The sequence below is a fragment of the Amycolatopsis stemonae genome, assembly GCF_054781455.1.
The window spans coordinates 226,987-253,705 of the sequence record NZ_BAAGUJ010000001.1 but is presented as its reverse complement, the minus strand read 5'-3'; the positions used below and the strand labels follow the sequence as shown (position 1 = coordinate 253,705).

Annotated in this window: 22 protein-coding genes; 7 read left to right on the top strand and 15 right to left on the bottom strand. The window is 71.5% G+C overall.

What is annotated here, in order from left to right; genetic code table 11:
- Positions 1 to 3: 3 nt before the first annotated feature.
- The 3 genes from ACYVLJ_RS01320 to ACYVLJ_RS01310 all read right to left on the bottom strand — a co-directional run bounded on the left by ACYVLJ_RS01320 (position 4) and on the right by ACYVLJ_RS01310 (position 5,330).
- Positions 4 to 984: an LLM class oxidoreductase gene (locus tag ACYVLJ_RS01320; RefSeq protein WP_460437483.1), complete on the bottom strand. Its 981-nt coding sequence runs from the start codon at positions 982 to 984 to the stop codon at positions 4 to 6.
- 14 nt (positions 985 to 998) lie between these two features.
- On the bottom strand, positions 999 to 1,517 hold the full coding sequence (locus tag ACYVLJ_RS01315) for a GNAT family N-acetyltransferase (RefSeq protein WP_460437482.1): 519 nt from the start codon (positions 1,515 to 1,517) through the stop codon (positions 999 to 1,001).
- A 123-nt stretch (positions 1,518 to 1,640) separates the two neighbouring features.
- Positions 1,641 to 5,330, bottom strand: coding sequence for a multifunctional oxoglutarate decarboxylase/oxoglutarate dehydrogenase thiamine pyrophosphate-binding subunit/dihydrolipoyllysine-residue succinyltransferase subunit (locus ACYVLJ_RS01310; RefSeq protein ID WP_460437481.1), 3,690 nt, complete (start codon positions 5,328 to 5,330; stop codon positions 1,641 to 1,643).
- A gap of 258 nt (positions 5,331 to 5,588) precedes the next feature.
- On the opposite strand from ACYVLJ_RS01310, the gene ACYVLJ_RS01305 reads away from it, so the two are divergent.
- Complete coding sequence (locus tag ACYVLJ_RS01305) at positions 5,589 to 5,861, top strand: hypothetical protein (RefSeq protein WP_451967972.1); 273 nt, start codon at positions 5,589 to 5,591, stop codon at positions 5,859 to 5,861.
- Here the strand turns inward: ACYVLJ_RS01305 and ACYVLJ_RS01300 are convergent.
- The 5 genes from ACYVLJ_RS01300 to ald all read right to left on the bottom strand — a co-directional run bounded on the left by ACYVLJ_RS01300 (position 5,858) and on the right by ald (position 14,081).
- Positions 5,858 to 6,463 (bottom strand): DUF4291 domain-containing protein, encoded by a 606-nt coding sequence (locus ACYVLJ_RS01300; protein ID WP_460437480.1) that lies wholly within the window; start codon positions 6,461 to 6,463, stop codon positions 5,858 to 5,860. The two genes, ACYVLJ_RS01305 and ACYVLJ_RS01300, sit on opposite strands and share 4 nt — an antisense overlap.
- Positions 6,464 to 6,591: 128 nt before the next feature.
- Positions 6,592 to 10,338, bottom strand: a complete 3,747-nt coding sequence (locus ACYVLJ_RS01295; RefSeq protein ID WP_460437479.1) for an ABC transporter ATP-binding protein — start codon at positions 10,336 to 10,338, stop codon at positions 6,592 to 6,594.
- Positions 10,339 to 10,434: 96 nt separating this feature from the next.
- Complete coding sequence (locus tag ACYVLJ_RS01290) at positions 10,435 to 11,316, bottom strand: ABC-2 transporter permease (protein ID WP_460437478.1); 882 nt, start codon at positions 11,314 to 11,316, stop codon at positions 10,435 to 10,437.
- Entirely contained in the window at positions 11,316 to 12,356 is a 1,041-nt protein-coding gene (locus ACYVLJ_RS01285; protein ID WP_460437477.1) for an ABC transporter ATP-binding protein, read from the bottom strand. The genes ACYVLJ_RS01290 and ACYVLJ_RS01285 overlap by 1 nt, the downstream gene beginning before the upstream one ends.
- Positions 12,357 to 12,965: 609 nt before the next feature.
- Positions 12,966 to 14,081 carry an alanine dehydrogenase gene (gene ald / locus ACYVLJ_RS01280; RefSeq protein WP_460437476.1) on the bottom strand — a complete coding sequence of 372 codons (1,116 nt, stop codon included), beginning with the start codon at positions 14,079 to 14,081 and terminating at the stop codon, positions 12,966 to 12,968.
- A gap of 171 nt (positions 14,082 to 14,252) precedes the next feature.
- On the opposite strand from ald, the gene ACYVLJ_RS01275 reads away from it, so the two are divergent.
- Positions 14,253 to 15,185 carry a zinc-binding dehydrogenase gene (locus ACYVLJ_RS01275; protein ID WP_460437475.1) on the top strand — a complete coding sequence of 311 codons (933 nt, stop codon included), beginning with the start codon at positions 14,253 to 14,255 and terminating at the stop codon, positions 15,183 to 15,185.
- 47 nt (positions 15,186 to 15,232) lie between these two features.
- Here the strand turns inward: ACYVLJ_RS01275 and ACYVLJ_RS01270 are convergent, their stop codons facing one another.
- Entirely contained in the window at positions 15,233 to 16,147 is a 915-nt protein-coding gene (locus ACYVLJ_RS01270) for a zinc metalloprotease (protein ID WP_451967954.1), read from the bottom strand.
- A 162-nt stretch (positions 16,148 to 16,309) separates the two neighbouring features.
- Entirely contained in the window at positions 16,310 to 17,857 is a 1,548-nt protein-coding gene (locus tag ACYVLJ_RS01265; RefSeq protein ID WP_451967952.1) for a PucR family transcriptional regulator, read from the bottom strand.
- Positions 17,858 to 17,906: 49 nt separating this feature from the next.
- Here ACYVLJ_RS01265 and ACYVLJ_RS01260 point away from each other — a divergent pair, with 49 nt between their 5' ends.
- Complete coding sequence (locus tag ACYVLJ_RS01260; protein WP_460437474.1) at positions 17,907 to 18,527, top strand: class I SAM-dependent methyltransferase; 621 nt, start codon at positions 17,907 to 17,909, stop codon at positions 18,525 to 18,527.
- Between the two features lie 57 nt (positions 18,528 to 18,584).
- Here ACYVLJ_RS01260 and ACYVLJ_RS01255 read toward each other — a convergent pair whose 3' ends face one another.
- Together ACYVLJ_RS01255 and ACYVLJ_RS01250 are read right to left on the bottom strand one after the other, a co-directional pair.
- On the bottom strand, positions 18,585 to 19,007 hold the full coding sequence (locus ACYVLJ_RS01255) for a hypothetical protein (RefSeq protein ID WP_451967948.1): 423 nt from the start codon (positions 19,005 to 19,007) through the stop codon (positions 18,585 to 18,587).
- Between the two features lie 32 nt (positions 19,008 to 19,039).
- Positions 19,040 to 19,960: a hypothetical protein gene (locus ACYVLJ_RS01250; protein WP_451967946.1), complete on the bottom strand. Its 921-nt coding sequence runs from the start codon at positions 19,958 to 19,960 to the stop codon at positions 19,040 to 19,042.
- A gap of 347 nt (positions 19,961 to 20,307) precedes the next feature.
- Between ACYVLJ_RS01250 and ACYVLJ_RS01245 the strand changes: the two genes are divergently transcribed.
- Positions 20,308 to 20,724, top strand: coding sequence for a hypothetical protein (locus tag ACYVLJ_RS01245; protein WP_460437473.1), 417 nt, complete (start codon positions 20,308 to 20,310; stop codon positions 20,722 to 20,724).
- Positions 20,725 to 20,780: 56 nt separating this feature from the next.
- On the opposite strand, the gene rdmE is transcribed toward ACYVLJ_RS01245, so the two are convergent.
- Positions 20,781 to 22,307 carry a Rossmann-fold NAD(P)-binding domain-containing protein gene (gene rdmE, locus ACYVLJ_RS01240; protein ID WP_460437472.1) on the bottom strand — a complete coding sequence of 509 codons (1,527 nt, stop codon included), beginning with the start codon at positions 22,305 to 22,307 and terminating at the stop codon, positions 20,781 to 20,783.
- A 164-nt stretch (positions 22,308 to 22,471) separates the two neighbouring features.
- Here rdmE and ACYVLJ_RS01235 point away from each other — a divergent pair, with 164 nt between their 5' ends.
- Both ACYVLJ_RS01235 and metX read left to right on the top strand, forming a co-directional pair.
- Positions 22,472 to 23,782: a bifunctional o-acetylhomoserine/o-acetylserine sulfhydrylase gene (locus ACYVLJ_RS01235; protein ID WP_451967940.1), complete on the top strand. Its 1,311-nt coding sequence runs from the start codon at positions 22,472 to 22,474 to the stop codon at positions 23,780 to 23,782.
- Positions 23,779 to 24,888, top strand: coding sequence for a homoserine O-acetyltransferase family protein (gene metX, locus ACYVLJ_RS01230; protein ID WP_460437471.1), 1,110 nt, complete (start codon positions 23,779 to 23,781; stop codon positions 24,886 to 24,888). Before ACYVLJ_RS01235 ends, metX begins: the two co-directional genes overlap by 4 nt.
- Positions 24,889 to 24,897: 9 nt before the next feature.
- Here the strand turns inward: metX and ACYVLJ_RS01225 are convergent, their stop codons facing one another.
- Entirely contained in the window at positions 24,898 to 25,116 is a 219-nt protein-coding gene (locus ACYVLJ_RS01225; protein ID WP_451967936.1) for a hypothetical protein, read from the bottom strand.
- A 14-nt stretch (positions 25,117 to 25,130) separates the two neighbouring features.
- Positions 25,131 to 26,009 (bottom strand): AurF N-oxygenase family protein, encoded by an 879-nt coding sequence (locus ACYVLJ_RS01220; RefSeq protein ID WP_460437470.1) that lies wholly within the window; start codon positions 26,007 to 26,009, stop codon positions 25,131 to 25,133.
- 80 nt (positions 26,010 to 26,089) lie between these two features.
- On the opposite strand from ACYVLJ_RS01220, the gene ACYVLJ_RS01215 reads away from it, so the two are divergent.
- On the top strand, positions 26,090 to 26,719 hold the full coding sequence (locus ACYVLJ_RS01215; protein ID WP_460437469.1) for a TetR/AcrR family transcriptional regulator: 630 nt from the start codon (positions 26,090 to 26,092) through the stop codon (positions 26,717 to 26,719).

Sequence of the window (26,719 nt, the reverse complement as noted above, 5' to 3'; positions counted from 1 at the left end):
GCCTCAGGCCCGCACGGCCGCCGCGACCTTGCCCGCCTCCTCGATGCCGCGCTCCGGCGGTTCCTCCGGCAGCGGCAGCAGCACCACCGAGCCGCTCCCGGCTTCGTGGAGCGCGCGGACCGCGGCCACGCACTGCGCCAGGCTCCCGCAGACGGCCAGCCGGTCGATCCACTCCGGGCGCAGGCCCGCCGCCAGGTCGTCCACTGTGGACGCCGAGTCGACCAGGGCCAGCAGCTCGTCGGCGAAGGGCAGGCCTTCGACCTGGACGCGCGCGCCGGGCGTCAGCGACTCCGCGACCGTCCGGCGGGCTCGTTCGCGGTCGCCGAGCGCCAGCCAGTTGTACGTCACCACCGCGTGGTGGGGCGGGGCGCCGTCCTGCGCGCGGCCGGCGGCGATGCCCGCCAGCGCCGTCCGGACGAACTCCGGCGGCGACGGCTCGGCCAGGACCGTGCCGTCCGCCGCGGCACCCGCGACCGCCAGGGACTTCGGCCGGCGGACGCCCGCCAGCAGCGGCGGGACCGTCGCGGGCGGGAACACCAGCTCGACCTCGTCCAGGTCCACGTGCCGGCCGGCCACCGAGACGCGGTCGCCCGCCAGCAGCCGGCGGACCGCCACCAGCGTCTCCTCCAGCGCCGCCAGCGGGGACGCCGGGTACGCGCCGATCTGCCGCATCCACGACGCCACGCCGTGGCCGAACCCGCCGATCAGCCGGCCGGGGTGCAGCTCCGCCAGGGCGGCCAGCTCCATCGCCGCGATCGCCGGGTTGCGCGCGACCGCCGGCAGGACGCCGATGCCGACCTTGATCGTCGAGGTCACCGCCAGTGCCGTCGCGACCGTCGCGATCCCGGCCGCCCAGAAGCAGTCCTCGACCAGCCAGACCTCGTCGAGGCCGGCGTCTTCGGCCTGACGCGCGAGGTCGACCAGCCGGGACGGGTGCTGCTCGCGGTTGATCCGGACGCCGACGGACGAACTCGGTGCGTACATGCCAGGGCTCCTGTTCAGATCCGGGAGAACGCCGGCGCGTACGCGAAGGCGCCCGCCGACGTGGGCTTGTAACCGGTGAGCGTGCGGGCCTGGAAGTGCTTGCCCCAGGCCGGTTCGGGCGCCGCGATCGACAGCGTCGAGGCCGTCACGAAGCCGAAGCGCGTGTAGAAGTCCGGGTTGCCGAGCAGGACGACGAGCCCGTACCCGAGCGCGTCCGCCGCGCCGAGGACCGCGTGCATCAGCGCCGCGCCGACGCCGCTCGCCTGGTGCGCGGGCCGCACGCCGATCGGCCCGAGCCCGACGGCCGACGTCGTGTCCTCGCCGACCCGGGCGCGGCTGCAGCAGACGTGCCCGGCGACCTCGCCGTCCCGGACCGCCACCAGCGACAGCGCGTCGACCAGGTCGCCGTCGGCACGCAACTCGTCCACCAGCGGGGCTTCGACCGGCGTGACGCCGGGTTCGCGCCGGAAGGCTTCGCTGTGGATCGCGTGGACGGTCGCGTGGTCGGCGGGTGTTTCGCGGCGGATCAGCATGGTCGTCACCTTGCCGCGAGCGCCACGTGACGGCAACGCCGTTTCGCGTGCCCCGGAAAGCCGTGAAGGCCGCCTCGAGGAACTCCGAGTCCCTCAAAGCGGCCTTCACGGACCGTCAAGCGATCAGTCGAACGCCTTCGCGATCAGCGCCTTCTGCTCGACCTCGTGCACCTTCGACGAGCCGGCCGACGGCGCCGCCATCGGACGCCGCGAGACGACCTCGAGCTTCGAGAACAGCTCCGGGAACTTCCGCGGCAGGTTCAGGCCGAAGAACGGCCACGCGCCCTGGTTCTCCGGCTCCTCCTGGACCCACGCGACCTGCGCCGCGTTCGTGTACCGCTCGAGTGCCGCCACCAGCTTCTTCTTCGGCAGCGGGTAGTACTGCTCGATCCGCACGATCGCGACGTCGTCCGCTTCGCGCTTGGCCCGCTCGGCGACGAGCTCCCAGTACAGCTTCCCGGAGGTCAGCAGCACCTTGCGGATCTTCGCCGGGTCCGGCGTCACGTCGTCGATGACGGACATGAACCGGGACTGGCCGGTGAAGTCCTCGACCGCCGACGTCGCGGCCTTGTTGCGCAGCATCGACTTCGGCGTGAAGACGACCAGCGGGCGCTGGATGCCGTCGAGGGCGTGGCGGCGCAGCAGGTGGAAGTAGTTCGCCGGGGTGGACGGCACCGCCACCGTCATCGAACCCTCGGCGCACAGTGCCAGGAAGCGTTCGATGCGGCCGGAGGTGTGGTCCGGGCCCTGGCCCTCGTGGCCGTGCGGCAGCAGCAGCACGACGTCCGAGCGCTGGCCCCACTTGGCCTCGCCGGAGGAGATGTACTCGTCGATGACGGTCTGCGCGCCGTTGACGAAGTCACCGAACTGCGCTTCCCACATCACGAGCGCTTCGGAGTTCGCCACCGAGTAGCCGTACTCGAAGCCGACGGCCGCGTACTCCGAGAGTGCCGAGTCGTAGATCATCACGCGGCCCTGGCCGTCGGCCAGGTTCTGCAGCGGCGAGTACTCCTGGCCGGTCTTGCGGTCGATGAACACCGAGTGCCGCTGGGTGAACGTGCCGCGGCGGGAGTCCTGGCCGGACAGCCGCACCAGGCGGCCCTCCATCGCCAGCGACCCGAACGCGAGCAGCTCGCCGAACGCCCAGTCGATGTCGCCTTCGCGCGACATCTTGTGGCGCCGCTCCATGACCGGCTTGACGCGCGGGTGCGGGGTGAAGCCCTCGGGCACGTTCACGAACGCGTCGCCGATGTGCTGCAGCGTCTCGGCGGTGATCGCCGTCGAGACCTTCGCCGGCACCTGCTGCTCCTCTTCGACCGAGGGGCTCGCCTTCGCCGGGTGCTTCTCCAGCTCGCGGACCTCGTTGAAGACGTGCTCCAGCTGGCTCGAAAAGTCGCGCAGCGCGGCCTCGGCCTCCTCGACGGAGATGTCGCCGCGGCCGATCAGCGACTCGGTGTAGGTCTTCCGGACCGAGCGCTTCGTGTCGATGATGTCGTACATCGCCGGCTGCGTCATCGACGGGTCGTCGCCCTCGTTGTGCCCGCGGCGGCGGTAGCAGATGAGGTCGATGACGACGTCCTTGTGGAACGCCTGCCGGTACTCGACGGCCAGCTTGGCCACCCAGTGCGCGGCCTCCGGGTCGTCACCGTTCACGTGGAAGATCGGCGAGCCGATCATCTTCGCGACGTCGGTGGCGTACTGCGAGGAGCGCGAGTGCTCCGGCGCGGTCGTGAAGCCGACCTGGTTGTTGACGATGACGTGCACGGTGCCGCCGGTGCGGTACCCGCGCAGCAGCGCCAGGTTCAGCGTCTCGGCCACGACGCCCTGGCCTGCGAAGGCCGCGTCGCCGTGCATCAGGACCGGCAGGACGGTGTAGCCCTCGCCGCCCTTGTCGAGGATGTCCTGCTTCGCGCGGACGATGCCCTCGAGCACCGGGTCGACCGTCTCCAGGTGGGACGGGTTCGCGGTCAGCGACACCTTCGTCTCGCCGTCGCCGAACATGCGGAAGTACTTGCCCTCGGCGCCGAGGTGGTACTTCACGTCACCGGAGCCGTGCGCCTGACCCGGGTCGAGGTTGCCCTCGAACTCCTGGAAGATCTGGCTGATCGGCTTGCCGACGATGTTCGCCAGCACGTTCAGCCGGCCGCGGTGCGGCATGCCGATGACGACCTCGTCGAGCTCGTGCTCGGCCGCCTTGTCCAGCAGCGTGTCCAGCAGCGGGATCGCCGTCTCGCCGCCCTCGAGGGAGAACCGCTTCTGGCCGACGTACTTGGTCTGCAGGAACGTCTCGAACGCCTCGGCGGCGTTCAGCTTCGAGAGCACGTACTTCTGGACCGCGGGGTCCGGCTTCTCGTGCGGGATCTCGACGCGGTCCTGGATCCAGCGACGCTCCTCCGGGTCGAGGATGTGCGTGTACTCGATGCCGACCGTGCGGCAGTAGGAGTTGCGCAGCACGCCCAGGATGTCGCGCAGCTTCATCCGCTCCTGGCCGGCGAAGCCGCCGACCGGGAACTCGCGGTCCAGGTCCCACAGGGTCAGGTTGTGGGAGAGGACGTCGAGGTCGGCGTGGCTGCGCTGGCGGTAGTTCAGCGGGTCGGTGTCGGCCATCAGGTGGCCGCGCATCCGGAACGCGTCGATCAGCTCGATGACGCGGGCGGTCTTGTCGACCGGGCCGTCCGGGATGTCGGCGACCCAGCGGATCGGCTCGTACGGCAGGCGCAGGCTGGTGAAGACGTCGTCGTAGAAGCCGTCTTCGCCGAGCAGCAGCTGGTGGATGCGCTTGAGGAACTCGCCGGACTCCGCGCCCTGGATGATGCGGTGGTCATACGTCGAGGTCAGCGTCATGATCTTGCTGATGCCGAGGTCGACCAGCGTCTTCTCGCTGGTGCCCTCGAACGCCGCCGGGTACTGCATGGCGCCGACGCCGATGATGGCGCCCTGGCCGGCCTGCAGGCGCGGCACCGAGTGGTTGGTGCCGATGCCGCCCGGGTTGGTCAGCGAGATGGTGGTGCCGGAGAAGTCGTCCGCGGTCAGCTTGTTGTTGCGGGCCTTCTTGACGATCTCCTCGTACGCCTGCCAGAACTGCAGGAACGTCATGTCCTCGCAGTTCTTGATGGAGGCGACGACCAGCGTGCGGGAGCCGTCCTTGCCCTTCATGTCGATCGCGAGGCCGAAGTTGACGTGCTCCGGCGTGATCGCGAACGGCTTCCCGTCGATCAGCTGGTAGTGCCGGTTCATGTTCGGGAAGCTCTTCAGCGCGCGCACCATCGCGTAGCCGATGAGGTGCGTGAAGGAGATCTTGCCGCCGCGGGTGCGCTTGAGGTGGTTGTTGATGACGATGCGGTTGTCGGCCATCAGCTTGGCCGGCACCGCGCGCACGCTCGTCGCGGTCGGGACGCTCAGCGAGGCGTCCATGTTCTTGGCGATGGCCGCCGCGGCGCCGCGCAGCTGCTTCGACTCCGCCTCGTCCTTCTTCGGCTCGGCCTTCGGCTTCTGCTCCTGCTTCGGCGCCGGCTTGGCGGGCGCCGGCTTCGCCGGAGCGGGCTTGGTGGCCGCCTGCTTGGCCGCCGACTCCGCGTTCTGCACGGCCTTCGGCGACGGCTGCGCCGCCTGGCCGTTCGTCGCGGGCTTCGACTCGGCCTGCTGCCGGGCCGAGTCGGCCTTGGCCTGAGCGTTCTGCGTCGGCTTGAAGTCCGCGAAGAAGTCGTGCCATGCGGCATCGACTGAGGAAGGGTCGGCGAGGAACTGGTCGTACATCTCTTCGACCAGCCACTCGTTGGGGCCGAACTGTGACGCAGGGCTGCTGCTGGACACGGCTTGGGCTCGCCTCTATCCGTCTCGATCTCGATCATGAATCCGCTGATGCGCCTACCAGGCTAACCCCCTCGGTGACCGCGATGTGATGGAACCGGCCTGTGTGAGGCGTGGCGCACTAGGGGATCGGTCACTGACTCGATCAAGATGTGCTAAGGGAACCTTAAGCGGTGGACCGGGTACAGGGTTTTCGGGCTCTTCCGGCCGGGTTCGCGCGGTGTCCGCCGGTCGTTCACCGCGGCGGGTTCCACTGGTGGGATGTGGCTGGTCGAATGTCCTTCGTTCTGGGACCAGGGCCTGGTCAGGCCGCTGGTGACGGAGTCCGGCGCGGTCGTGCTGATGTGCGACTCGTGCTCGGCCGTCTGGTCGACGCCGGCGGACTTCGAGGAGATGGAGTGGGTCGAGCCCGGCGAGCCGGACTGGCTGGTCGGCGCCGGCGTCCACGTGCGGCCGGGGACGTTCCGCTGGGCGGGGCGCCCGGACGTCGAGGCGGCGGGGATGGGCTCGCTGAAGTGGCGGGCGCTGCCCTAAGCCGTGGCGTCGATGGCTTCCGCGAGGCCGGCCGGCAGGTCGTACGGCGGCTCGTGCGGGACGAGCTTGACCGCCTTGTGCAGCTGGTCGGTGGCCAGGAGGCCGGAGATGTCGCGCATCAGCGGCGTGACGTCGGTGATCGCGGTGATCCACTCGTCGACGTAGCGGCCGACCGCCTCGCCGCCCAGCCCGACCTGGATGGCGCGGAAGTTCAGCGCGGTGTGGTGGAGGTCTCGCTCCGGGTCCCACTGGACGCGCACCGGGCTCGTCTCGAGCTGCCGCTTCCACTCGTGGTGGTCCTGACCGGGGCGCGGAACGCTGAGCGCGGCGTGGGCGAGGGCCCACTCGAAGCCGTCGCGCGTGATGTCGATCGCCAGGACGCGCTCCTGTCCCGGCTTGCTCCCGTAGCCGCAGCGGTAGGCCATCCACCGGAACGACGGCTTGATCCACGTCATCCGGTCCCGCTTGAACGGCGCGACGAAAGTCTGTTTTTCGAGCGCGGCGTCGGCGATGGCGGGGGTGTAGGCCTGGTAGACCCGGACGGTCGTCCCGGTCTGCGCGGCCCGGACCTGCCGGTCGGGCGCCCGTTGCTGTTCGAACATGCCCGCCATGCTCCCAGCGCCCCGCCCGCCGGGCCACGAACTTTCGTGCCCAAAGAGGCCCTACCCGTGATCGAAGAGGCATCACCCGTGATCAGAGAGGCATCACCCGTGACTGGAGGGGCATCACGTCAGCCGAGGGCCCAGAGGCGGGCGTAGGGGCCGTTGGCCGCCAGGAGTTCTTCGTGGGTTCCGGTTTCGACGATGCGGCCGTGGTCCAGGACCACGATGCGGTCCGCGCGGGCCGCCGTGGCCAGGCGGTGGGCCACCACGAACGTCGTGCGGCGGCGGGACACCGTCTCCGTCGCGCGGAGCACGGCCGCTTCGGTGGACGGATCCAGGGCCGCCGTGGCTTCGTCGAGCAGCAGGACGTCCGGGTCCACCAGCTCCGCCCGGGCCAGCGCGACCAGCTGGCGCTGGCCGGCCGACAGCGACCGGCCGCGTTCGCCCACCGGCTGCAGGAAGCCCGCCGGCAGGGCCGCGACGCCGTCGAACGCGCCCACCGACCGGACCGCCGCCTCGACCTCCGCGTCGGACGCCGACGGGCGGCCGTAGCGGACGTTGTCCGCGACCGTGCCCGAGAACAGGTGCGCCTCCTGCGGCACCACGCCCATCCGGCGCCGCAGCCCGGCGAGCTCGTACTCGCGGACGTCCGTGCCGTCGATCCGGACCTCGCCGCCGGTGGCGTCGTAGTAGCGCGCGACCAGCTTCACCGCCGTCGACTTGCCGGCGCCGGTCGCGCCGACCAGCGCGACCGTCTCCCCGGCCGCGACGTCCAGCGAGAACTGCTCCAGCGCCTTCGCCTCCGTGCCGGTGTAGGAGAACTCGACCTCCTTGAACGAGACCTCGCCCCGCAGCCGCGCGGGCACCGCGACGGCGTTCTCCGCCGCCGGTACCGACGTCGGCGTCCGCAGCAGGTCGCCGATCCGGTTCAGGCCGACGCGCGCCTGCTGGTAGCCGTCGAACACCGACGACAGCTGCTGGATCGGCGAGAAGAACTGCTGCAGGTACAGCAGGAACGCGAGCAGCACGCCGGCCGACAGGGTGCCCGCCGAGACGCGGTTCGCGCCCGCGACCAGGACCGTGGTCGTCGCCAGGTCGGACAGCAGCGCCACCAGCGGGAAGTACGTCGCGACGTACCGCTGCGCCCGCAGCCGCGACAGCCGGTACTCGTCGCTGCGCGAAGCGAAGGCCTCCGCCGAACGGTCTTCGCGCGTGTACGCCTGCGCGACGCGCAGGCCGCTGACGTTCTCCTGCATGTCCGCGTTGACGACGCTGACCCGCTCGCGGGCCTCGTTGTACGCCTTCGACGCCGCCCGCCGGAAGATCACCGTCGCCACCGCCAGCACCGGGACCATCGCCAGCGCGTACAGCGCCAGCCCGGCGTCGGTGACCAGCAGCGCGGCCGTGATCCCGGCCAGCGTCAGCGCACTGACCACCGCGGTGGCCAGCCCGGTCTGCAGGAACGTCGACAGCGCGTCGACGTCCGTCGTCATCCGGGTCATGATCTTCCCGGACAGCTCGCGCTCGTAGTAGTCGAGCCCGAGCCGCTGCAGGTGCGCGTAACTGCGGACGCGCAGCGCGTACAGCACCGTCTCGCCGACCCGGGACGTCAGGCGCGTCTGCGCGAACACCACGGCCCAGTCGGCCGCGATGACCGCGGCGCCGATCCCGGCGGCCAGCCAGATCATCCACTCGACGCCCGTCCGGACGCCGTGGTCGACGCCGAACTGGTACAGCCCGGGCAGCGCGATCGACGCCAGCGCGTCGGCCGCCACCAGCGCGATCACCACGGCCAGCGGCCAGCGGACCGGCCGCAGCAGCCGGGCCAGCCGGAACCCTGGGTCGGGCGCGGTGACGTCCACATCGGACAGTCGTGGCTCGTCGGCCGCGACCGGGAGCTTCCGCACGCCCTCGATCAGCTCCGGCGTCGGCGGCACGTCGAGGCCGCCGCCCCCGCCGACGAAGCCGCTGTTGTTCGGGTTGCCGCTGCGCTGCCGCGCCGCGTCGGCCAGGTCGTCGACCTCGTCGCGGCTCTCGTCCCGCGGCCAGAGCGCCGGCGTGATCCCGGCCGGGCCGCAGTCGAGACCCTCGCAGCGGTGCTTCTCTTCGACGTCGTCGCCCGGGCCCGCGACCAGCTCGCGGAACAGCGGGCAGCGCGCCATCAGCTCTGCTTCGGTGCCGACGTCGACGACGCGGCCTTCGTCGAGCACCGCGATCCGGTCGGCCAGCGCCAGCGTCGAGCGCCGGTGCGCGATCAGCAGCGTCGTCCGGCCGGCGGTGACCGAGCGCAGGGTGTCGTGGATCGCCGCCTCGGTGACGGTGTCGATGGCCGACGTCGCGTCGTCGAGGATCAGGATCCGCGGGTCGGTGATCAGGGCGCGGGCCAGCCCGAGCCGCTGCCGCTGGCCGCCGGACAGGGTGAGCCCGCGCTCGCCGACCAGCGTGTCGTAGCCCTCGGGCAGCTCGCGGATGAAGCCGTCCGCCTCCGCGGCGCGCGCGGCCGCGACGATCTCCTCTTCGCTCGCGTCCGGGCGGCCGTACGCGATGTTGTCCCGGATCGACGAGGAGAACAGGAACGCCTCCTCGAACACCACGCCGATCGCCTGCCGCAGCTGCCGCAGCGGGACGTCCCGGACGTCGAGGCCACCGACCCGCACCGCGCCCGCGTGGACGTCGTAGAACCGGGGCAGCAGCAGAGAGATCGTCGACTTCCCGGAGCCCGCGGTGCCGACCAGCGCGAGCGTCTCGCCCGGGTTCGCGGTGACCGAGAGGCCGGCCAGCACGGGCTCGTTGCGCGTGTAGCCGAACCGGACGTCTTCGAGTTCGACGCCGATCGGCCCCGGCGGCAGCGGCCGTGCGCCGGGGGAGTCGACGACCTCCGGCTGCGCGTCGATCAGCTCGTACACGCGCTCGGCGCCGGCGCGGGTCAGCTGGGCCTGCACGACCAGGCCGGACAGCATCCGGGCCGGGCCGATCAGCGTCGCCAGGTAGGTCGCGAAGGCGAGGAACGTGCCGAGGCTGATCGAGCCGTTCAGCGCGAGGACACCGCCGATGCCGAGCACGGCGACCTGGCCGGCGGCGGGCAGCGCCGCCGTCGTCGCCGTCGGCACCGCGGACAGCTTCGCCGCGCGAAGCCGCTCCGCGAACAACTTGCGCGCGGTCTTCTCGAGCTTCGAGACCTCCCGCGTCTCCTGGCCGAAGCCCTTGACCACGCGGACGCCGGTGACGGTCTCCTCGACCTGCTGCGCGACGTCCGCCGCGCGCTGCTGCGCCGACCACGTCGCCGGGAAGAGCCGCTTGCGGCTGCGGGCGATGACGACGCCGACCGCGGGCGTGACGACCAGCGCGATCAGCGTCAGCACCGGCGACATCCACAGCATCGCCGCGAACGACAGCACCGCGAAGATCACCGAGCCGAACGACAGCGGGATCTGCATGAGGATCCCGACGACGAGCTGCAGGTCGGAGATGGCCCGCGAGACGACCTGCCCGGTGCGCAGCGCGTCCTGCTTGCCGCCGTCGAGCCTCGAGACCGCGTTGAAGACGCGTTGCCGCAGGTCGTGCTGGACGTCGAGGGCGAGCTTCCCGCCGAAGTACCGCCGCATGAACGCGGTGGCGAACGCCACCAGCTGCAACGCGACCAGAACCGCGGCGATCCCGCCCAGCGCCGACGTGTGCCCGGCCACCGCGTCGTCGACCGCCGAGCGCACCAGCAGCGGGCTCGCGGCCTGCACGCCGACGCTGAACACGGCCGCGAGCAGCGAGAGCACGACGAGGGCACGGTGCTCCCAGGCCGCGGCGGACAGCCGGCGGACCCAGCCGACGGTCTCAGCGGGTGGGAGCTCTTGACGGGAGCGGGGCGGAGCGATGGTCACGTTGTCACAGTAAGCGTCCCCACCGACAAAATATTTCCCGGAAAGCCGTGAAGGCCACCTCGAAGACTTCGAGGTGGCCTTCACGGAAGGGTAAACCTAGGTGATGTCGCGCTTCTGGTTGCCCGCCCAGCCGAGGCCGAAGAACACCAGCGTCCACGCGAAGAAGATCAACGCCGAGGCCCACCACGACAGCACGCCCGGCGCCGCCGCGGTGTACTGCAGCAGCAACTGCGCGCCCGAACTGACGTCCGCGGGCAGGTTGAGCGAGTTGAACCCGAACGCGTCCGCGGCGATCCCGCCCACGATCCCGTTCGCGGTGCCGTTCGGCAGGATCCCGCCCAGCAGCGTCGTCTGGCCCCAGAGCAGGATCACGAGCACGTTCTCGATGATCAGGAACCACACCAGGAACAGCACGACGGCCAGCGGCACACTGCGCAGCACCGCGCCGAACCCGATGCCGAACAACGTCACCAGCACCGCGGCCAGCACCGTGCCGCCCAGCGCGGCCAGCCACTGCCCCGCCGACGGCCACCGGCCCGAGTCGACCGACGCCATCACGGCCACCGCCGAGACACCGAAGCTGACCAGCCCGTAGATCGCGCCCCACCCGACGTAGGTGAGCATCTTCGCGGTCAGCGCCGAGATCCGGTTGGGCGCGGTGAGGAACGTCGTCGTGATCGTCTTGCTGCGGTACTCCCCGGCCAGCGCGAAGATGCCGAACAACCCGGGGACCAGCTGCGCGATGTTCACGCCGTGCGCCAGCGCCAGCAACCCCACCGGCACCTTCGCCGGGTCCAGGCCGATCAGCTCGGTGACCTGCCGGGCCTCGTCCGACCCCAGGAAGTCCGCGAAGTCGTTGGTGATCTTGCCCCACGCGAACGTCAGCCAGAACGCGACCAGCGCCAGCGGGATCAGCAGCACCCACCAGGTGTTCAGCGAGAGCGTCTTGCGGAACTCCGCCTTGATCAGGTTGCCCATCACTGCTGCGGTCCTCCCCAGTACTGCTGCTGCTGCGGACCCGACGGCGGCCCCTGGGGCGGATACCCCTGAGGCGGGTACCCCGGCGGCGGACCCTGGTACTGCGGCTGCGGCGGATGACCCGGCCCGCCGGTGTACTGACCCTGCGTCAGCTGGAAGAACATCCGCTCCAGATCAGCGTGGTCCTCCTGCATCCCGTAGACCGCGATCCCGGCCTTCGCGGCCAGGTCACCGATCTGCTGCACACTCGACCCGGCGACCGCGACCCGCCCGTCCGGCGTCGGCGACACCTGCTGGACGCCGTTCTCCTGCAACGCCTTCACCAGCGCGGCCGGATCCGCCGGCTGCACCAGCACCCGCGACTGCTGGCTCTTGCGCAGCTGGTCCAGCGACCCGTAGTACCGCGTGACACCCTGGCTGATGATCACCACCTGGTCGATCAGCTGCTCGACCTCGTTCAGCAGGTGGCTCGACACGAGCACCGTCCGCCCCTGCTCCCGCGCGTACGAACGCAGGAAGTTCCGCAACCAAAGGATGCCTTCGGGGTCCAGGCCGTTCGTCGGCTCGTCCAGTACCAGCACCTGCGGATCACCGAGCAACGCCGTCGCCAGCGCCAGCCGCTGCCGCATCCCCAGCGAGAACCCGCCCGCCTTCCGGTCCGCGGCACTCCCCAGCCCCACCAGCCCCAGCACCTGGTCCGCGCGCTGATCCGGCACCCCGATCGCCGCGGCGTACACCCGAAGGTGGTTGCGCGCCGTCCGGCTCGGGTGGAACCCCTCGTTCTCCAGCACCGAACCCACCACCCGCGCCGGATTCCCCAGCTGCGAGTGCGGCCGCCCGTTGATCGTCGCCTGCCCCGCCGTCGGCGTCACCAACCCGAGCAACATCCGCAACGTCGTCGTCTTCCCGGCACCGTTCGGCCCCAGAAACCCCGTCACCGAACCCGGCTCGACCGTGAAACTGAGGTTCTGCACCGCGTTCACCGCGCCGAACTGCTTGCTCAGGTTCTGCACCACAATCCGGCCACTGCCGTCGTGCATACCGTCCCCTAACGTTCCCGCTGATGCGGCGTCATCCTGCCCTACCCGCGCCGCACCCGCCCACGGAACGCACGAACCCACGCAGAGCGACCTTCGTCACTTTCCGCAACCGTAGCCGGTCCCCCGCAGCACCCCCGAAAGGGTCCTGACCTCAGCGTTTACCCTCCGCTCACACGTCGGAGCCAGATCAACTCGGTAAAGAATTCGCTCGACTTGCCCACCCGGTGCAGCAAAGTCCGCCAGACCCCTCTAAGCTAGGAACCGGCGACCCGCTCCCAGTGACCCCCAGGCTGGTTGAGCGGGTCGCCCTCGTTTCTGCTTCGGGCTTCGCCCTTCGCGTCAACTCATCCTTGTCTCCCGGGGGCCGAGCCCCCGGACCCCCACGGTGCCTTTGGTGCGGCTTCCAGCGGGGGGTGGGCCGTTGATCTTGCTTTTGGTGGGTGGGATGGGTTCGGCTTTGCCGGGTGGCATTCTTGTGCTGCCATTGTTTTTTGATTTCGGGGGTTGCCGTTTCGGCTGTTGGGGGATAGCAGCTGTCCGTCAAGCCGCGCGAAAAGAGGAACGGGTCCCTGCCGCGGTGCGGCAGGGACCCGCTCGGGTGAAATGGGGTCAGGCGAGGACGGTGTCCAGCGGCGTGTGCGGCAGGTCGTGGGCCACCGCGACCGGGCCGTTCGTCAGGGCGCCCGCGTGCGTGTTGAGGCCCTTCGCCAGCGCGGCGTCGGCCTGCAGCGCGGCCTTCCAGCCGTGCTCGGCCAGCTGCACCGCGTACGGCAGCGTGACGTTCGTCAGCCCGTAGGTCGACGTCCGCGGCACCGCGCCCGGCATGTTCGCGACGCAGTAGAAGACCGACTCGTGCACGGTGTACGTCGGGTCGTCGTGCGTGGTCGGCCGCGAGTCGGCGAAGCAGCCGCCCTGGTCGATCGCGATGTCCACGAGGACGCTGCCCGGCTTCATGCGGGACACGAGGTCGTTCGAGACCAGCTTCGGCGCCTTCGCGCCCGGGACCAGCACCGCGCCGACGACCATGTCGGCCTGCAGCACCGACTCCTCCACCGACAGGCGGTTCGACGTCACCGTGCGGATGCGGCCACCGAAGTCGTTGTCGATCTGGCGGAGGCGGTCGACGTTCGTGTCCAGGATCTCGACGTCCGAGCCGAGGCCCAGCGCGACGCGGGCGGCGTTGAGGCCCGCGACACCGCCGCCGATGACGACCACGCGCGCCGGGTGCACGCCCGGGATGCCGCCCGGCAGCACCCCGCGGCCGCCGCTCGGCTTCATCAGCGAGAACGCGCCGACCTGCGGGGCCAGCCGGCCCGCGACCTCGGACATCGGGGCGAGCAGCGGCAGCGCGCCGTTCGCGGTCTGCACCGTCTCGTAGGCGATCGCCGTCGTGCCGGCGGTGAGCAGCGCGTCGGTCAGCGGGCGGTCGGCGGCGATGTGCAGGTAGGTGAAGAGGACCTGGTCCGCGCGCAGCCGGGGGTACTCCTCGGCGATCGGCTCCTTGACCTTGAGCACGAGCTCGCCCTCGGCCCACGTCTCGGCGGCGGTCGCGAGGATCTTCGCGCCGGCGGCGACGTACTCGTCGTCGGTGATGGACGAGCCGACGCCCGCGCCGGTCTCGACGAACACGTCGTGCCCGCGGCCGACCAGCTCGTGGACCCCGGCCGGGGTCAGCGCGACCCGGTATTCGTGCTTCTTGATCTCACGGGGAACAGCGATGCGCACGGTCGGCCTCCAGGGTCGGTCGCGTCGGATTCGAATGCGGTGGTGCCACTCACGGTGAGCCACCCGGACGGCGGTGTCATCGTGCTGCACGGACATTTTTCCGCCGTGATCGTAGTGCTCCGCGGACAAGAGTGTTGACTTCGATCTCACTGGAGGTTGCAGCGTGAGCACATGAGAGCTGTGTGGTTGCGGGAGTTCGGCGGGCCGGAGGCGCTCGTCCCGGAGGACGCGCCCGATCCGGTCGCCGGGCCCGGTCAGGTACTGGTGGAAGTGGCGTTCGCGAACATCACGTTCGTCGAGACGCAGGTGCGCGCCGGGACGGGCCCCTTCCGCCCGGTGCTGCCGGTCATCCCCGGCAACGGCGTCGGCGGTGTGGTCAGCGCGGTCGGCGCGGGCGTGGACCCGGGGCTGGCCGGGCTGCGGGTGGTGACGTCGACCGGCGGCTCGGGCGGGTACGCGCAGCGCGTCGCCGTGGACGCGGCAGGGGTGTACCCGGTGCCGGACGCGCTGGGGCTCGACGCGGCGGTGGCCCTGCTCGCGGACGGCCGGACGGCGACGGGCCTGGTGCGCGCGACCGGCGTCCGCCCCGGCGACCGGGTCCTCGTCGAGGCGGCGGCGGGCGGCGTCGGCGGCCTGCTGGTGCAGCTGGCGAAGGCGGCGGGAGCGTCGGTGGTCGGCGCGGCGGGCGGGCCGGCGAAGGTGGCCAACGTCCAGGGCGCCGATGTCGTCGTCGACTACCTGGCGCCGGACTGGACGGCCCGCGCCGGCGAGGTGGACGTCGTGTTCGACGGCGTGGGAGGGGAGATCGGCACGGCGGCGTTCGGGCTGCTGCGCCCGGGCGGCCGGATGGCGGTCTACGGCCTGGCGGGTGGGTCGTGGGCCGAAGTGTCCGAAGAGGACGCTGCGCGCCGCGACGTCTCGCTGGTGCGCTCGATCGGGAGCCCGGCGGAGATGCGGGCGTTCACGGAGTCCGCGCTGACGGAAGCCGCGGCCGGGCGGTTGGTCCCGGTGATCGGGCAGCGCTTCCCGCTGGAGAAGGCCGCCGACGCGCACGCGGCGATCGAATCCCGCGCCACGATCGGCAAGACGCTCCTGGTCGCGTGACCGCGTGCCGTGAAGGCCACCCCGAGGTGGCCTTCACGGGCATTTCGTCAGGCGCGGTAGGCCGACCACGAGCTGTTCATCCGCGCGGTCTGGCCCGCGGTGAACTCGTACATGCACGAGTCGTAGCTGTAGTCCATGAAGTTGTGGACCGGGTCCTTGCCCGTCGAGGTGCAGGTGTCCTTGTTCGCGGGGCAGCCGGACGTCGCCGTCGCCTCGGCCGGGGTGTCCGACACGTAGTCGCCCGAGCCGGAGCAGCCGCCCTGGAACGTGTGGTAGAGCCCCATCCAGTGGCCGATTTCGTGCGTGGCCGTGTCGCCCTCGTTGTAGTTCGTCGCCGAGCGGCCCGGGAGGGACTCGTCGAGGATGACGACGCCGTCCATCTTGGGCTGCGAGCTGTAGTTCCACGGGAACGTCGCCCAGCCGAGCAGGTCGTCGCCGAGGTTGGCGGTGTAGATGTTCAGCGCGTTCTTGCCGCCCTTGCGCAGCGCGTTCTTCATGTTGCGCTCGGCCGACGTGCCGTCGGTGATGCCGTTGTACCAGGTGGAGTTGTTCGTGTAGTCCGTGCTCACCAGCGAGAAGCTGTAGCCGCTCGCGGCGTACGCGCTGTTGAGGACCGAGATCTGCTTGGTGATCGTCGACGCCGGCAGGTTGCCGGTCGAGCCGCTGGTGATCACGTGGAAGTAGACGGGGATCGAGACGGCGGCCGCGGCCTTGAACGCCGTCCGCTTGCCGGCGAGCTTGCTCTGCATGTCCGCTTCGACGCGGGCCGCTTCGGCCGGCGACAGGCTGTCGGCGTGGCCGTCCTTGCTGCGGTCCGCGCTGTGGGTCGGGGTGAAGCAGTCACCGGCGGGCGCGGCCACCGAGCTGCCGGCGCCTGCGCCCGGGACGACCAGGGCGACCAAGGAGAGCGCGGACACCGCACCCAGCTTGACGGCTCTGCGAATCCGCTCCGAACTGCTCATGGACACTCCTCTGCGACGACCCGGCCACCCCGGGTGGTGGAAGAGAAAATGCGTCAGGCGATCACCGGAATCCACCATCTTTCGGCTGGAAAAGACAATCCGAACGATCGGCGCGATCCATGCGGAGTAGTGCATACGTCGCAGGTTGGGCCGAACGGCCCATCAGCTCCAGCGCAGCGCGACCAGCTGGGTGAGCAGGGCCAGCCGCACGTCGGGGTCGTCGAGGTCCAGCGGCACCAGCTCGAGGAGCTTGCGCATCCGGTACCGCAGGGTGTTCGGGTGGATCCGCAGCTCGCGCGCCGCCGCCCGGGGGTCGCCCGGGTGCCGCAGCCACTCGTAGAGCGTCTCGACGTAGCCGGCTTTGCCCGTCTCGTCGTGCGCGCGCAGGGCGCCCAGCGGGCCGAGCTCCGCGACCTTCGCCGCGACGGCCGCCGTCGCGCCGCGGTGCAGCGTCAACGCCGTCCAAGCTTCGTCGAAGGTGATCACGCGCTGGTCGAGCAGCTCGGCCCGCAGCAGGCCGAGGGCTTCGTCGGCCTGTAGGCGTGACGCGGAGAGGTCGCCGATTTCGCCGGGCGCTCCGGCCGCGGCGCGCGGGGCGCCGCCGCGCCTCGAAGCCGTCGTCGTCAGTGCTTCGCGCAGCTCCTCCCAGCCGCCGGGGCCCGGCCGGTCCGGCACCACGGCGTAGAGCAGCCCGGCCAGCTCGGTCGTCACCGGACGGCGGCCGATGCCCTGGGCGATCCGCTCGAGCAGCGCGAGCCGCAGGCCTTCCGCGTCGCGGCCGTCGCCGCCGGTGACCTCGATGACGACCACGCGGTGCGGCTCGTCGGACAGGTCCAGCTCGGCCATCGCCTTGCGCGGGTTCGCGCGGCCTTCGAGCACCCCGCGCAGCAGCTCGGCCGACGCACGGCGCTGCGCGTCCGTGTGCGCGCGCCGCCGCAGCAGGTGCAACGCGACGACGGGCGCGGCGTCGGCGAACGCGGCCGCGCGCTCGTCGGACACCGGCCCGGCGACCACCGCCCACATCGACCCGAGCAGCTCGCCGCCCATCCGGATCGGCACGATCAGCCGCGGCAGCGTGCCGTCGCGCTGGGCGGGGACGAAGATCGTCTGCCGGCCACGGGACAGCTCGCGGAACACCCCGCGCGAGCGGAAGCGCGCGAGGACGTCGTCCGGGATGCGGCGGCCCATGATCGTGGCGACGCGCGCGGGGTCGGTGAGGTCCTGGCGCGCGGAGTAGGCGAGCACGCGCGAGTTGGTGTCCTCGATGGTCACCGGCGCGTCCACGACGGACGCGACGGCGTCGGCCAGCCGGAACAGGTCACCCGAGCCGGGATCGAGGTCCTCGGATTCGTCGGCGAGGGCGTCGAGGACGGTCCGGAGCAGCCAGACGAGCTGGGCCCACGACGTCGCGGCGTGCACCTGGACGAGCGCGATCCCGCTGGCCTTCGCGGCCCGTTTCACGGCGGGCTTCGCGGCGAGCGGCGGCTTCAGGAGCACCGCGGCCGCGCCCTGCTCGGCGCTTTGCTTCACCAGGTCCGCGGCGTCTTCTGGACCGGTGGTGGCGACGCCGAGCACGAGGTCCCCGGCGGCGACGGCCCCGCCGGGTTCGGCGATGACGACGTCGGCCACGGCGGGCGGGTCGTCGGGCACCTGGAGCGCGTGGAGCAGCGTCGGCCCCACCCGGTCGACCACGCTGCGCACCGAGACCACGGGCTCATTCTGGCCGAGAAACCGCTGGACGGCTCGGTAGGGTCGACGGGTGAGCGATGCCCGGCGGATCGTCGAATCCGGCTACGACCGTTCGGCGCGGCGATACCTCGAATGGAGCGCCCGGATCCCGGACGACCCGCGGTCGCGCTTCCTGGCCGAGCTGACCGGCCGCCTCGCCGACGGCGCCGACGTGCTCGACCTCGGCTGCGGCGCGGGCGTGCCCGGCACGGCGCTGCTGGCCGAGCGCCACCACGTCCTCGGCGTCGACGTGTCTTCGGCGCAACTCGACCTCGCCCGGCGCAACGTCCCCGCGGCGCGTTTCGAGCGGGCCGACATGACCGAGGTGTCCTTTCCGGACGGGACGTTCGACGCCGTCACGGCGTTCTACTCGGTGCTGCACGTCCCGCGTGAGGAACAGGGCGCGTTGTTCGCGCGGATCGCCCGCTGGCTCCGGCCCGGCGGCTGGTTCCTGGCCTCGCTGGGCTGCAGCGAAGCGAACGGCGTCGAGGACGACTGGCTCGGCACGCCGATGTTCTTCAGCAGCCACTCGACGGCGGAGAACCGGCGCCTGCTCGCGGCGGCCGGGTTCACGCTCCTCGTCGACGAGCCGGTGACCATGCGGGAACCCGAAGGCCCCGCGACGTTCCACTGGGTGCTCGGCCGGACTTGAGCGGGCCTACCGGGGCGGCGGCGGGCGGACGCGCCGCCCCGGCAGGCGATCGTGGGGTCAGACCAGCAGGGTCTTGACCGCCCGGCGGGCGCCGGCGAAGAGCATGCCGATGTTCACCGAGCGCGGGCAGACGACGACCGCGACGACGTCTTCGTCGCGGTTGTTCCGGATGAACAGGTGCGTCAGGTTGGCGCTGTTGACGAGGATTTCCTGGAAGTAGTGCTCGCTGCTCGCGACGCCGCGGCGTTCCTTGAACACGTCCTCGATCATCACGACCGTGCGGCCCTGGAACAGGTCCAGGGTCGCGCCGGCGAGCAGGTCCAGCACTTCGGGCGGGTGCGCGTCGGTCGTGTCGACGGCCAGCAGCATCCCGGTCGCCAGGTCGACGACGCCGGCGGCCAGGCAGTCGGACACCTCCTGCCGCAGCCGCTTGACCATGATGTTCATCTGGTCCGACATGTTCTGGCCTTGGCCCAGCACGGCGGTTCTCCTTTGCGGGTGGGGGACGGGGGTCACGAAGGGTCGGGGTCCTCCTGGTGCGAGGGGCCGGCCCGGATGCGGTTGAAGAGCCGGGGCAGCACCTGCCAGCCGGAAACGCGGGGCGCACGCGCGTCGTCCGTGACGCCGCTCGCGCCGGGTTCGCGCCGCGGCAGGGGTGGTTTCGGGTCGGTGTCGCCTTCGGTCCCGGGCGGCTCGGGGGCGCGGGGGCGCAGTGACGGGAGCGGGCCGGCGATGGCCACCGGCGCGGCGCCGGCCACGGCCAGGAGCCCGTCGCCGACCATCCTGGACACCTCGACCGTCACCGGGAAGACGTTGCGGCCCAGCACGAACGCGATGTCGCGGGCGCAGCGGCGGCCGTCGGCGCACGCGATGATGTCGCGGCGCGCCGGGCTCAGTGCGGCCGCGGGCGGGTCGGCGCCGGGCGCGGGCTCGAGCCGTTCGCGGTGCGGGGCGACCGGCGTGGCCAGCGACGCGAGCGCGTCGATCCGCCGCGAGGTTTCGGCCAGCAGCCGGTCGAGGTCCACGCCCGGCGTGATCGGCAGCGCGACGTCCAGCGGCCGGCGGTCCACGGCGTACTCGTCGATCGAGCCCGCGACGACCGCGAACACCCCGTCGTGGCAGGCCGTCGTCGTGACCAGCCGCAGCTCGGCGCCCCCGATCCCGGCGCGCTCGCGCAGCTCGTCGTGCGGGTCCGCGCCGGCGCGCACGACCGCGGACCAGTCCGCCTCGCTGATCCGGCCCGAGCGCAGCAGCAGCGCGTCCACCCCCGGCGCGCCCGGGCTGTCGACCGCCACCACCGCGCCGTCTCGCAGGTGGACGACGCCACCGGGACGGCCCGCGAGGTAGAGGCAGCCGGTGACCCGATCGGTCCGGCACGCGCCCAGCACCCAGGCGAGAAAGTCGAACGAAGACCGGTCTCGGGTGTCGGCCACCGCGCTCCCTGGAATTTCCGGAAATGGCGGGACTGATCGAATTCAGGCCCGAGGAGAGGGCCGACTCTATGACAGTCGCGGGCGCCTTCCCAGGGGGTTCCCCCGTTTTTCGCAATCGCCGAAAATTCCTGCCGATGAACCGTTGGGAGCGAAAAGAAACCACCGCGTGGCATACCGCGGGGACGGCCGCGCCGACACAGGTGTCCGAATTTTCCTTGCAGGACAAGAAGACCGGCCCGCCATCCGGCGTTCCGGGGCCTTGTGGCATCCTCTCGTCCCGCGCGTCCTGGGCGGGTGACGCGGGAATGGCGATCACACGGTTTTTCGGGAAAACGCGAGGTGATGAAGTGTACGGGCGTGACGAGGCGGAATGGGAAAGGCTGGTCGTGGCGGGGAAGGCGATCCTGGTCGCGAGAGCCGTGGTGAACCGGACGATCTCCTACGGGGAATTCGCGTCCGCGCTGGCCCGCTGCACGGGACACGCCCGGTTCGACTTCACCACCGGCGACGGCCGCGCGGGCATGGCCCACCTGGTCGACCGCGTCTCGGAGGCCGCCTTCGAAGAGGCGGGTGGCCGGCTGCTCGGGGCGTTCGTGCGGGACCTCGGCGCCGACGACGCCGGACCCGGGTTCTACCGGCTCGCGAGCCGCAAGGGCCTGGCGGTGCCGCGCAGCCGCGGCGGGCGCCAGGCGTTCTGGGCCGAGCACGTGCGCGACCTCCACGAGCACTTCGTGCGCGCGGCCCGGCGGCCCGCGGCCCGGTGAAGCACGTCGTGAGCGGGAAACCGGGTTCCTGCACTGGTTTCCCGCTCACGACGTGTCTAGCGCGAGAGGACCGCGTCCAGCACCCGCCGCAGCTCGGCCGCGGGGTCGGCGACCGGCTCCGGGGCCCGCCAGGCGACGATCCCGTCCGGGCGCACGAGCGACGCGCCCCCTCGCGAAAGCCCGTAGCGCGGGGCGAACCGGTCGTCGTCGACGACGTGGCAGTCGATGCCGGCGTCGGCCGCGGCCGACGTCCAGCCGTCGCCCGCGCACAGCAGCACCCACCCCCGGCCGAGCAGGTCCAAAGTGGACGCCAGGCCCGGCGCGCGGACGCCGGGCCGCCCGGTCGGCGCGTGGATGTCCTCGACCCGGGAACCGTCGTCCGGCTCCTCCGTCAGCACGGCGGTCGAGCGGTACCGGAACCCGAGGACGGCGTTCAGCATGTCCTCGGGCTCGGTGATCCCCGAGACGTCGAGGCCGGGGTGCATCCGCTGCTTCATGTTGTGCAGCGACGTGTCGATGATCATCCGCGCGATCGGCCGCCGCTCGGCTTCGTAGGTGTCGAGCAGGGCCGGGCCCGCTTCGCCGCGCAGCACGGCGGCGAGCTTCCACGCCAGGTCCGCGCCGTCGCCGACTGCCGTGTTGCCACCCTGGCCACCGGTCGGCGGCGTCACCTTCGCCGCGTCGCCGACCAGGAAGACGCGCCCGTCGCGGAACCGGTCGGCCAGGCGCGCGGCGACCTCCCACGAGCCGGTCCAGACGATCTCCGGCTCGAGGTCCGGCAGGTCGGTGGCGGCGCGGATCATCGCCACCAGCCGGTCGTGGGTGAAGTCCGCCGGGCTCTCGCCCTTCTCGGGGAAGTAGTCGGGCGCGAAGACGTACCGGTCCGGGACGTCGGTGTTGACCAGCCCGGCCGTGAAGTCGCCGTGCTGCAGGTAGAACAGGTCGGTCACGCCGGCCTGGACGCGGTCGCCGAGGTCGGCGTCGAACACCACGCCGAGGCAGTGGCTCAGCGCGTCCAGCCCGGTGGTCCCGATGCCGAGGCGGGCCCGGATGCCGCTGCGGCCGCCGTCGGCCGCGACGACGTAGTCCGCGCGCACCACCGTCTCCTCGCCGGAGTCGCGGTGCCGCAGTGTCGCGGTGACGCCGGCTTCGTCCTGCGCGAGGTCGGCGAGTTCGGTCCGGAACCGCACCCGCGCGCCCGCCTTCTCCGCGTGGGCCAGCAGGATCGGCTCGACGACGTCCTGGCCCGCCATCCCGGCGGGCATCGTCGTCGACGCCGAGACGTCGAACTCGCTGCCGTCCTCCATCAGCCGGTGCAGGACGCGGCCGGCCAGGCTGGTCGCGACGGTGATCCGCAGCCCCTGGGACGCCCGCGGGCTCACTTCGAGGACTTCGCGGTCGATTCCTGCCCAGTGGAACAACTCCATCGTGCGCCAGTTCTGCCCGGCGGCCCGTGAGTGGACCGACGTTCCGGCGTGGCGTTCGACGGTCAGCACGTCCACTCCCGCCCGCGCCAGGAACAGCGACGCCGACAATCCGCCCAGCCCGGCCCCCACGACCAGCACCTGTACCCGCTCCGACATGACTTCCTCCCAGTCCGTGAATCTCCCTGTGGAGATATCTTAGACACAGAGATATTCGACGGGCAAGGGGAGTGGGCTCCCAGGACGTGGGAACGGTTGGGTACTCCGTTCGGCCGAAGTAGCTTCGGGGGCGGACTAACCCCTTGACCCGCAAGGAGAAACCGATGAGCGCGGACGACACCTCGGCGTGGTCCTTCGAGACCAGGCAGATCCACGCGGGCGCCGCGCCGGATCCGGCCACGGGCGCGCGGGCGACCCCGATCTACCAGACGACGTCGTACGTCTTCCGCGACAGCCAGCACGGCGCCGACCTGTTCAGCCTGGCCGAGCCCGGCAACATCTACACGCGGATCATGAACCCGACGCAGGACGTGCTGGAGCAGCGCGTCGCCTCCCTCGAAGGCGGGGTCGCGGCGCTGGCGTTCGCGTCCGGCTCGGCCGCGACCACGGCGGCGATCCTGAACCTGGCGGGCGCGGGCGACCACTTCGTGTCCAGCCAGTCGCTCTACGGCGGCACCTACAACCTCTTCCACTACACGCTGCCGAAGCTCGGCATCGAGGTCACGTTCATCGACGACCAGGACGACCTCGAGCAGTGGCGCGCCGCCGTCCGGCCGAACACGAAGTTCTTCTTCGCCGAGACGCTCGCCAACCCGGGCAGCAACGTCCTCGACATCCGCGGCGTCGCCGACACCGCGCACGAGGCCGGCGTCCCGCTGCTGGTCGACAACACCATCCCGACGCCGTACCTGGTTCGCCCGATCGAGCACGGCGCCGACGTCGTGATCCACTCGGCCACCAAGTACCTCGGCGGCCACGGCACGACGATCGCCGGTGTCCTGGTCGACGGCGGCACGTTCGACTTCGGCAAGGACCCGGCGAAGTTCCCGGGCTTCACCGAGCCGGACCCGAGCTACCACGGCCTGAAGTACTGGGAGGCGCTCGGCCCGGGCGCGTACGCGGCGAAGGCGCGCGTCCAGCTGCTGCGCGACACGGGCGCGGCGATCGCCCCGCTGAACAGCTTCCTGATCCTGCAGGGCATCGAGACGCTGTCGCTGCGCGTCGAGCGGCACGTGCAGAACGCGCAGGCCCTCGCCGAGTGGCTGGAACAGCGCGATGAGGTCGAAAAGGTGTACTACGCCGGCCTGCCGTCGAGCCCCTTCTACGCGGCCAAGCAGAAGTACCTGCCGCGCGGCGCGGGCGCGGTCCTGTCGTTCGACCTGCGCGGCGGCGTCGAGGCGGGCCGGAAGTTCGTCGACGGCACCGAACTGCACAGCCAGCTGGTGAACCTCGGCGACGTCCGGAGCCTGATCGTGCACCCGGCGTCGACCACGCACAGCCAGCTTTCGGCGGAGGAGCAGCTCGCCAGCGGCGTGACGCCGGGCCTGGTCCGGATCGCCGTCGGGCTGGAGGGGATCGAGGACCTCAAGGCGGACCTGGAGGCCGGATTCCGGGCGGCCAAGGCGGAACTGTGACCGTTACCGGCGCCTGGCGGATCGGTGATCCGCCGGGCCGCCGGGAGTTCGTCACCGGCCCCGGCGCGCTCGCGCTGGAGGCCGGTGGCGTGCTGCCGTCGTTCACCCTCGCCTACGAGACGTGGGGGACGCTGAACTCCGACGCGTCCAACGCCGTCCTGGTCGAGCACGCCCTGACCGGCGACAGCCACGCGGCCGGGCCCCCGGAGCCGGGACACCCCAGCGCGGGCTGGTGGGACGGCCTGATCGGGCCGGGAAAAGCCTTGGACACCAGCGAGTTCTTCGTCGTGGTGCCCAACGTGCTCGGCGGCTGCCAGGGTTCGACCGGGCCGTCCTCCCCGGACCCCGGCGGGACGCCGTGGGGCAGCCGGTTCCCGGTGGTGACCTCGCGGGACCAGGTCGTTTCGGAAGCGGTTCTGGCCGACCACTTGGGCATCGAGCGCTGGGCGGCGGTCGTCGGGGGGTCCATGGGCGGGATGCGCGCGCTGGAGTGGGCGGTGACGTTCCCCGCGCGCGTGGCCTCCGTGCTGGTGCTGGCGTCCACGGCGCGGGCGTCGGCCGAGCAGATCGCCTGGGCGTCGCCGCAGCTGCACGCCATCCGGTCGGACCCGTTCTTCCACGGTGGTGACTACTACTCGGAGCCTTCGGGGCCGTGGCGCGGCCTGGGCGTCGCGCGGCGGATCGCGCACGTCACCTACCGCAGCGAACCGGAGCTGGCCCAGCGGTTCGGCCGCGAATACCAGGGCGACGAGGATCCGCTGCGGGGCGGCCGGTTCGCGGTCGAGTCCTATTTGGACCACCACGCGGACAAACTGGTCCGGCGCTTCGACGCGAACAGCTACCTGGTGCTGACGGAGTCGATGAACACCCACGACGTCGGCCGCGACCGCGGCGGCGTGGCCTCGGCACTGGGCCGCGTGACGGCCCGGACGGTGATCGGCGGCGTGGACAGCGACCGGCTCTACCCGCTGTACCAGTCGGCGGAGATCGCGGCGGGGATCCCGGGCGCGCCCGAGCCGTCGGTGGTTTCTTCGCCGTACGGCCACGATTCGTTCCTCATCGAGACCGACCAGATCGCGGCGCTGGTGAAGCAGCTGCTGGGGTAGGCGGCGGGGTCAGCGGCCGGAGACGCGCTCGCCCAGGCGCACCAAGCGGTTCGCGACCCGTCGTGAGGCGCCGGCCGCGTAGTCGCCGAGCCGTTCGGCCGCGCGGTCCGACAGCTTCGCCACCCGCCAGGCGACGTCGTCCGCGCGGTCGCCCGCCTCGTCGCCCGCCGTGGTGATCCGGTCGGCGAGCCTGCCGGTTCCCGCGGCCAGCAAGTCCTTGAGTGCCATGGCTTCCCCTCCGCCTAGAGCATTCCGGCGCGGCGCCACAACACCGCGCTCGGGCCGCCGATCAGGTCGTTCTCCCGCAGGAACCGGACGAGCTTCCGAGCCCCGAACGTCAGCGTTTCCCGCCGGTGCTCGCTGCTGCGCGCCGCCGGTACCGCGACGCCGGGGTCGATCCCCGCGCGCAGGTACTGGCGCGGCCGGGACAGCAGCCGCGACATCAGCAGCGCACCCACCGCGACCACGAGCCGCGCGAACTCCTTGCGCCACCGCGGGGCGCTCGCCAGCGAGCGGACCAGGTCGTCGCGCGCGTACTTGACGTGCCGGGCCTCTTCGGTGACGTGGATCCGCATCACCGCGCGCACCACCGGCTGCACCGACTCGTCGTCGAGGTGCTCGCGCTGCAGCGCGTCGAAGATCTCCTCGCCGATCAGCGTCGCCACCCACATCGCCGGCCCGTGCAGGATCGCCGGAAGCGCTTGCGCGGAAAGCTGGAGCCGGCGGTTGTTGCGGTACGGGCGGCCGCCGACGCGCTCGATGAGCGTCGCGAACATCGTGGAGTGCCGGCATTCGTCGGCGACCTCGGTGAGCGCGTAGTGCACGTGCCGGGTCGTCGGGTCCTGCCGGTACGACGCGCGCAGCAGCATCTGCATGAGGATCAGCTCGAACCAGATCCCGACGCTGACGGTGTTCACCAGCTCCTGGCGTGACAGCTCGATCCGCTGCTCGCGGCTGAGCGTGTCCCACACCGGCGTGCCGTACAGCGAGACCAGCTTTTCGGGGATGAAGAACTGGTCGTCGTTCAGCGGCGCTGCCCAGTGCACGTCGACGTCCGGGTCGTAGGAGAGCCGGGCACTCGAGCGGAGCAGGCGTTCCGCCGTGGCTTCGCGATCACCCATGCCGCACCTCCCTGTGTCGTGTAACACTAGAACGCATGAAACAATCTTCGTCAAGTTGTAAACCCGCCTAAGGTTGGCCCATGCGCGATCTCCTGAAGCACGCCCTCGAAGCCGACCTGCCCGGCGACGAGACCGCGGAGCGGATCATGGGCGCGGCGCTGACCCAGGCCGAGGACTTCGGGCTGCGCCGGTTCACGGTCGACGACGTCGCGCGCCGCGTCGGCCTTTCGCGCGTGACGATCTACCGGTACTTCCCGAAGAAGGACCAGCTGCTCAACGCGCTGATCCTGCGGGAGATGAAGCGGTTCCTGACGAAGGTCGACGCCGTCGTCGAGGCGCAGGCGACGCCGGAGGAGAAGCTCATCGAGGGGTTGAGCTTCTCCCTGGTCTACCTGCGCGGGCACCGGCTGCTGAACCGGCTGCTGCGCACCGAGCCGGAGCTGATCCTGCCGCACCTGACGGTGCAGGCGGGCGGCCTGTTCGCGGCGGCGCGGTCGAGGATCGCGGCGCACTTCCACGCGGAGATCGCGGCGGGCCGGCTCAGCCTGCCGGCCGAGGACATCGACGGCATGGCGGAGCTGCTGATCCGGATCGTCGTCTCGCTGGTCCTGACGCCGGAAACGGTGCTGCCGGTGGACGACAACACCCAGCGGCGCCGGCTGGCCGAGCTGTACCTGACGCCGGTCGTCCGCTCGCTGCGCCCGAGTTAA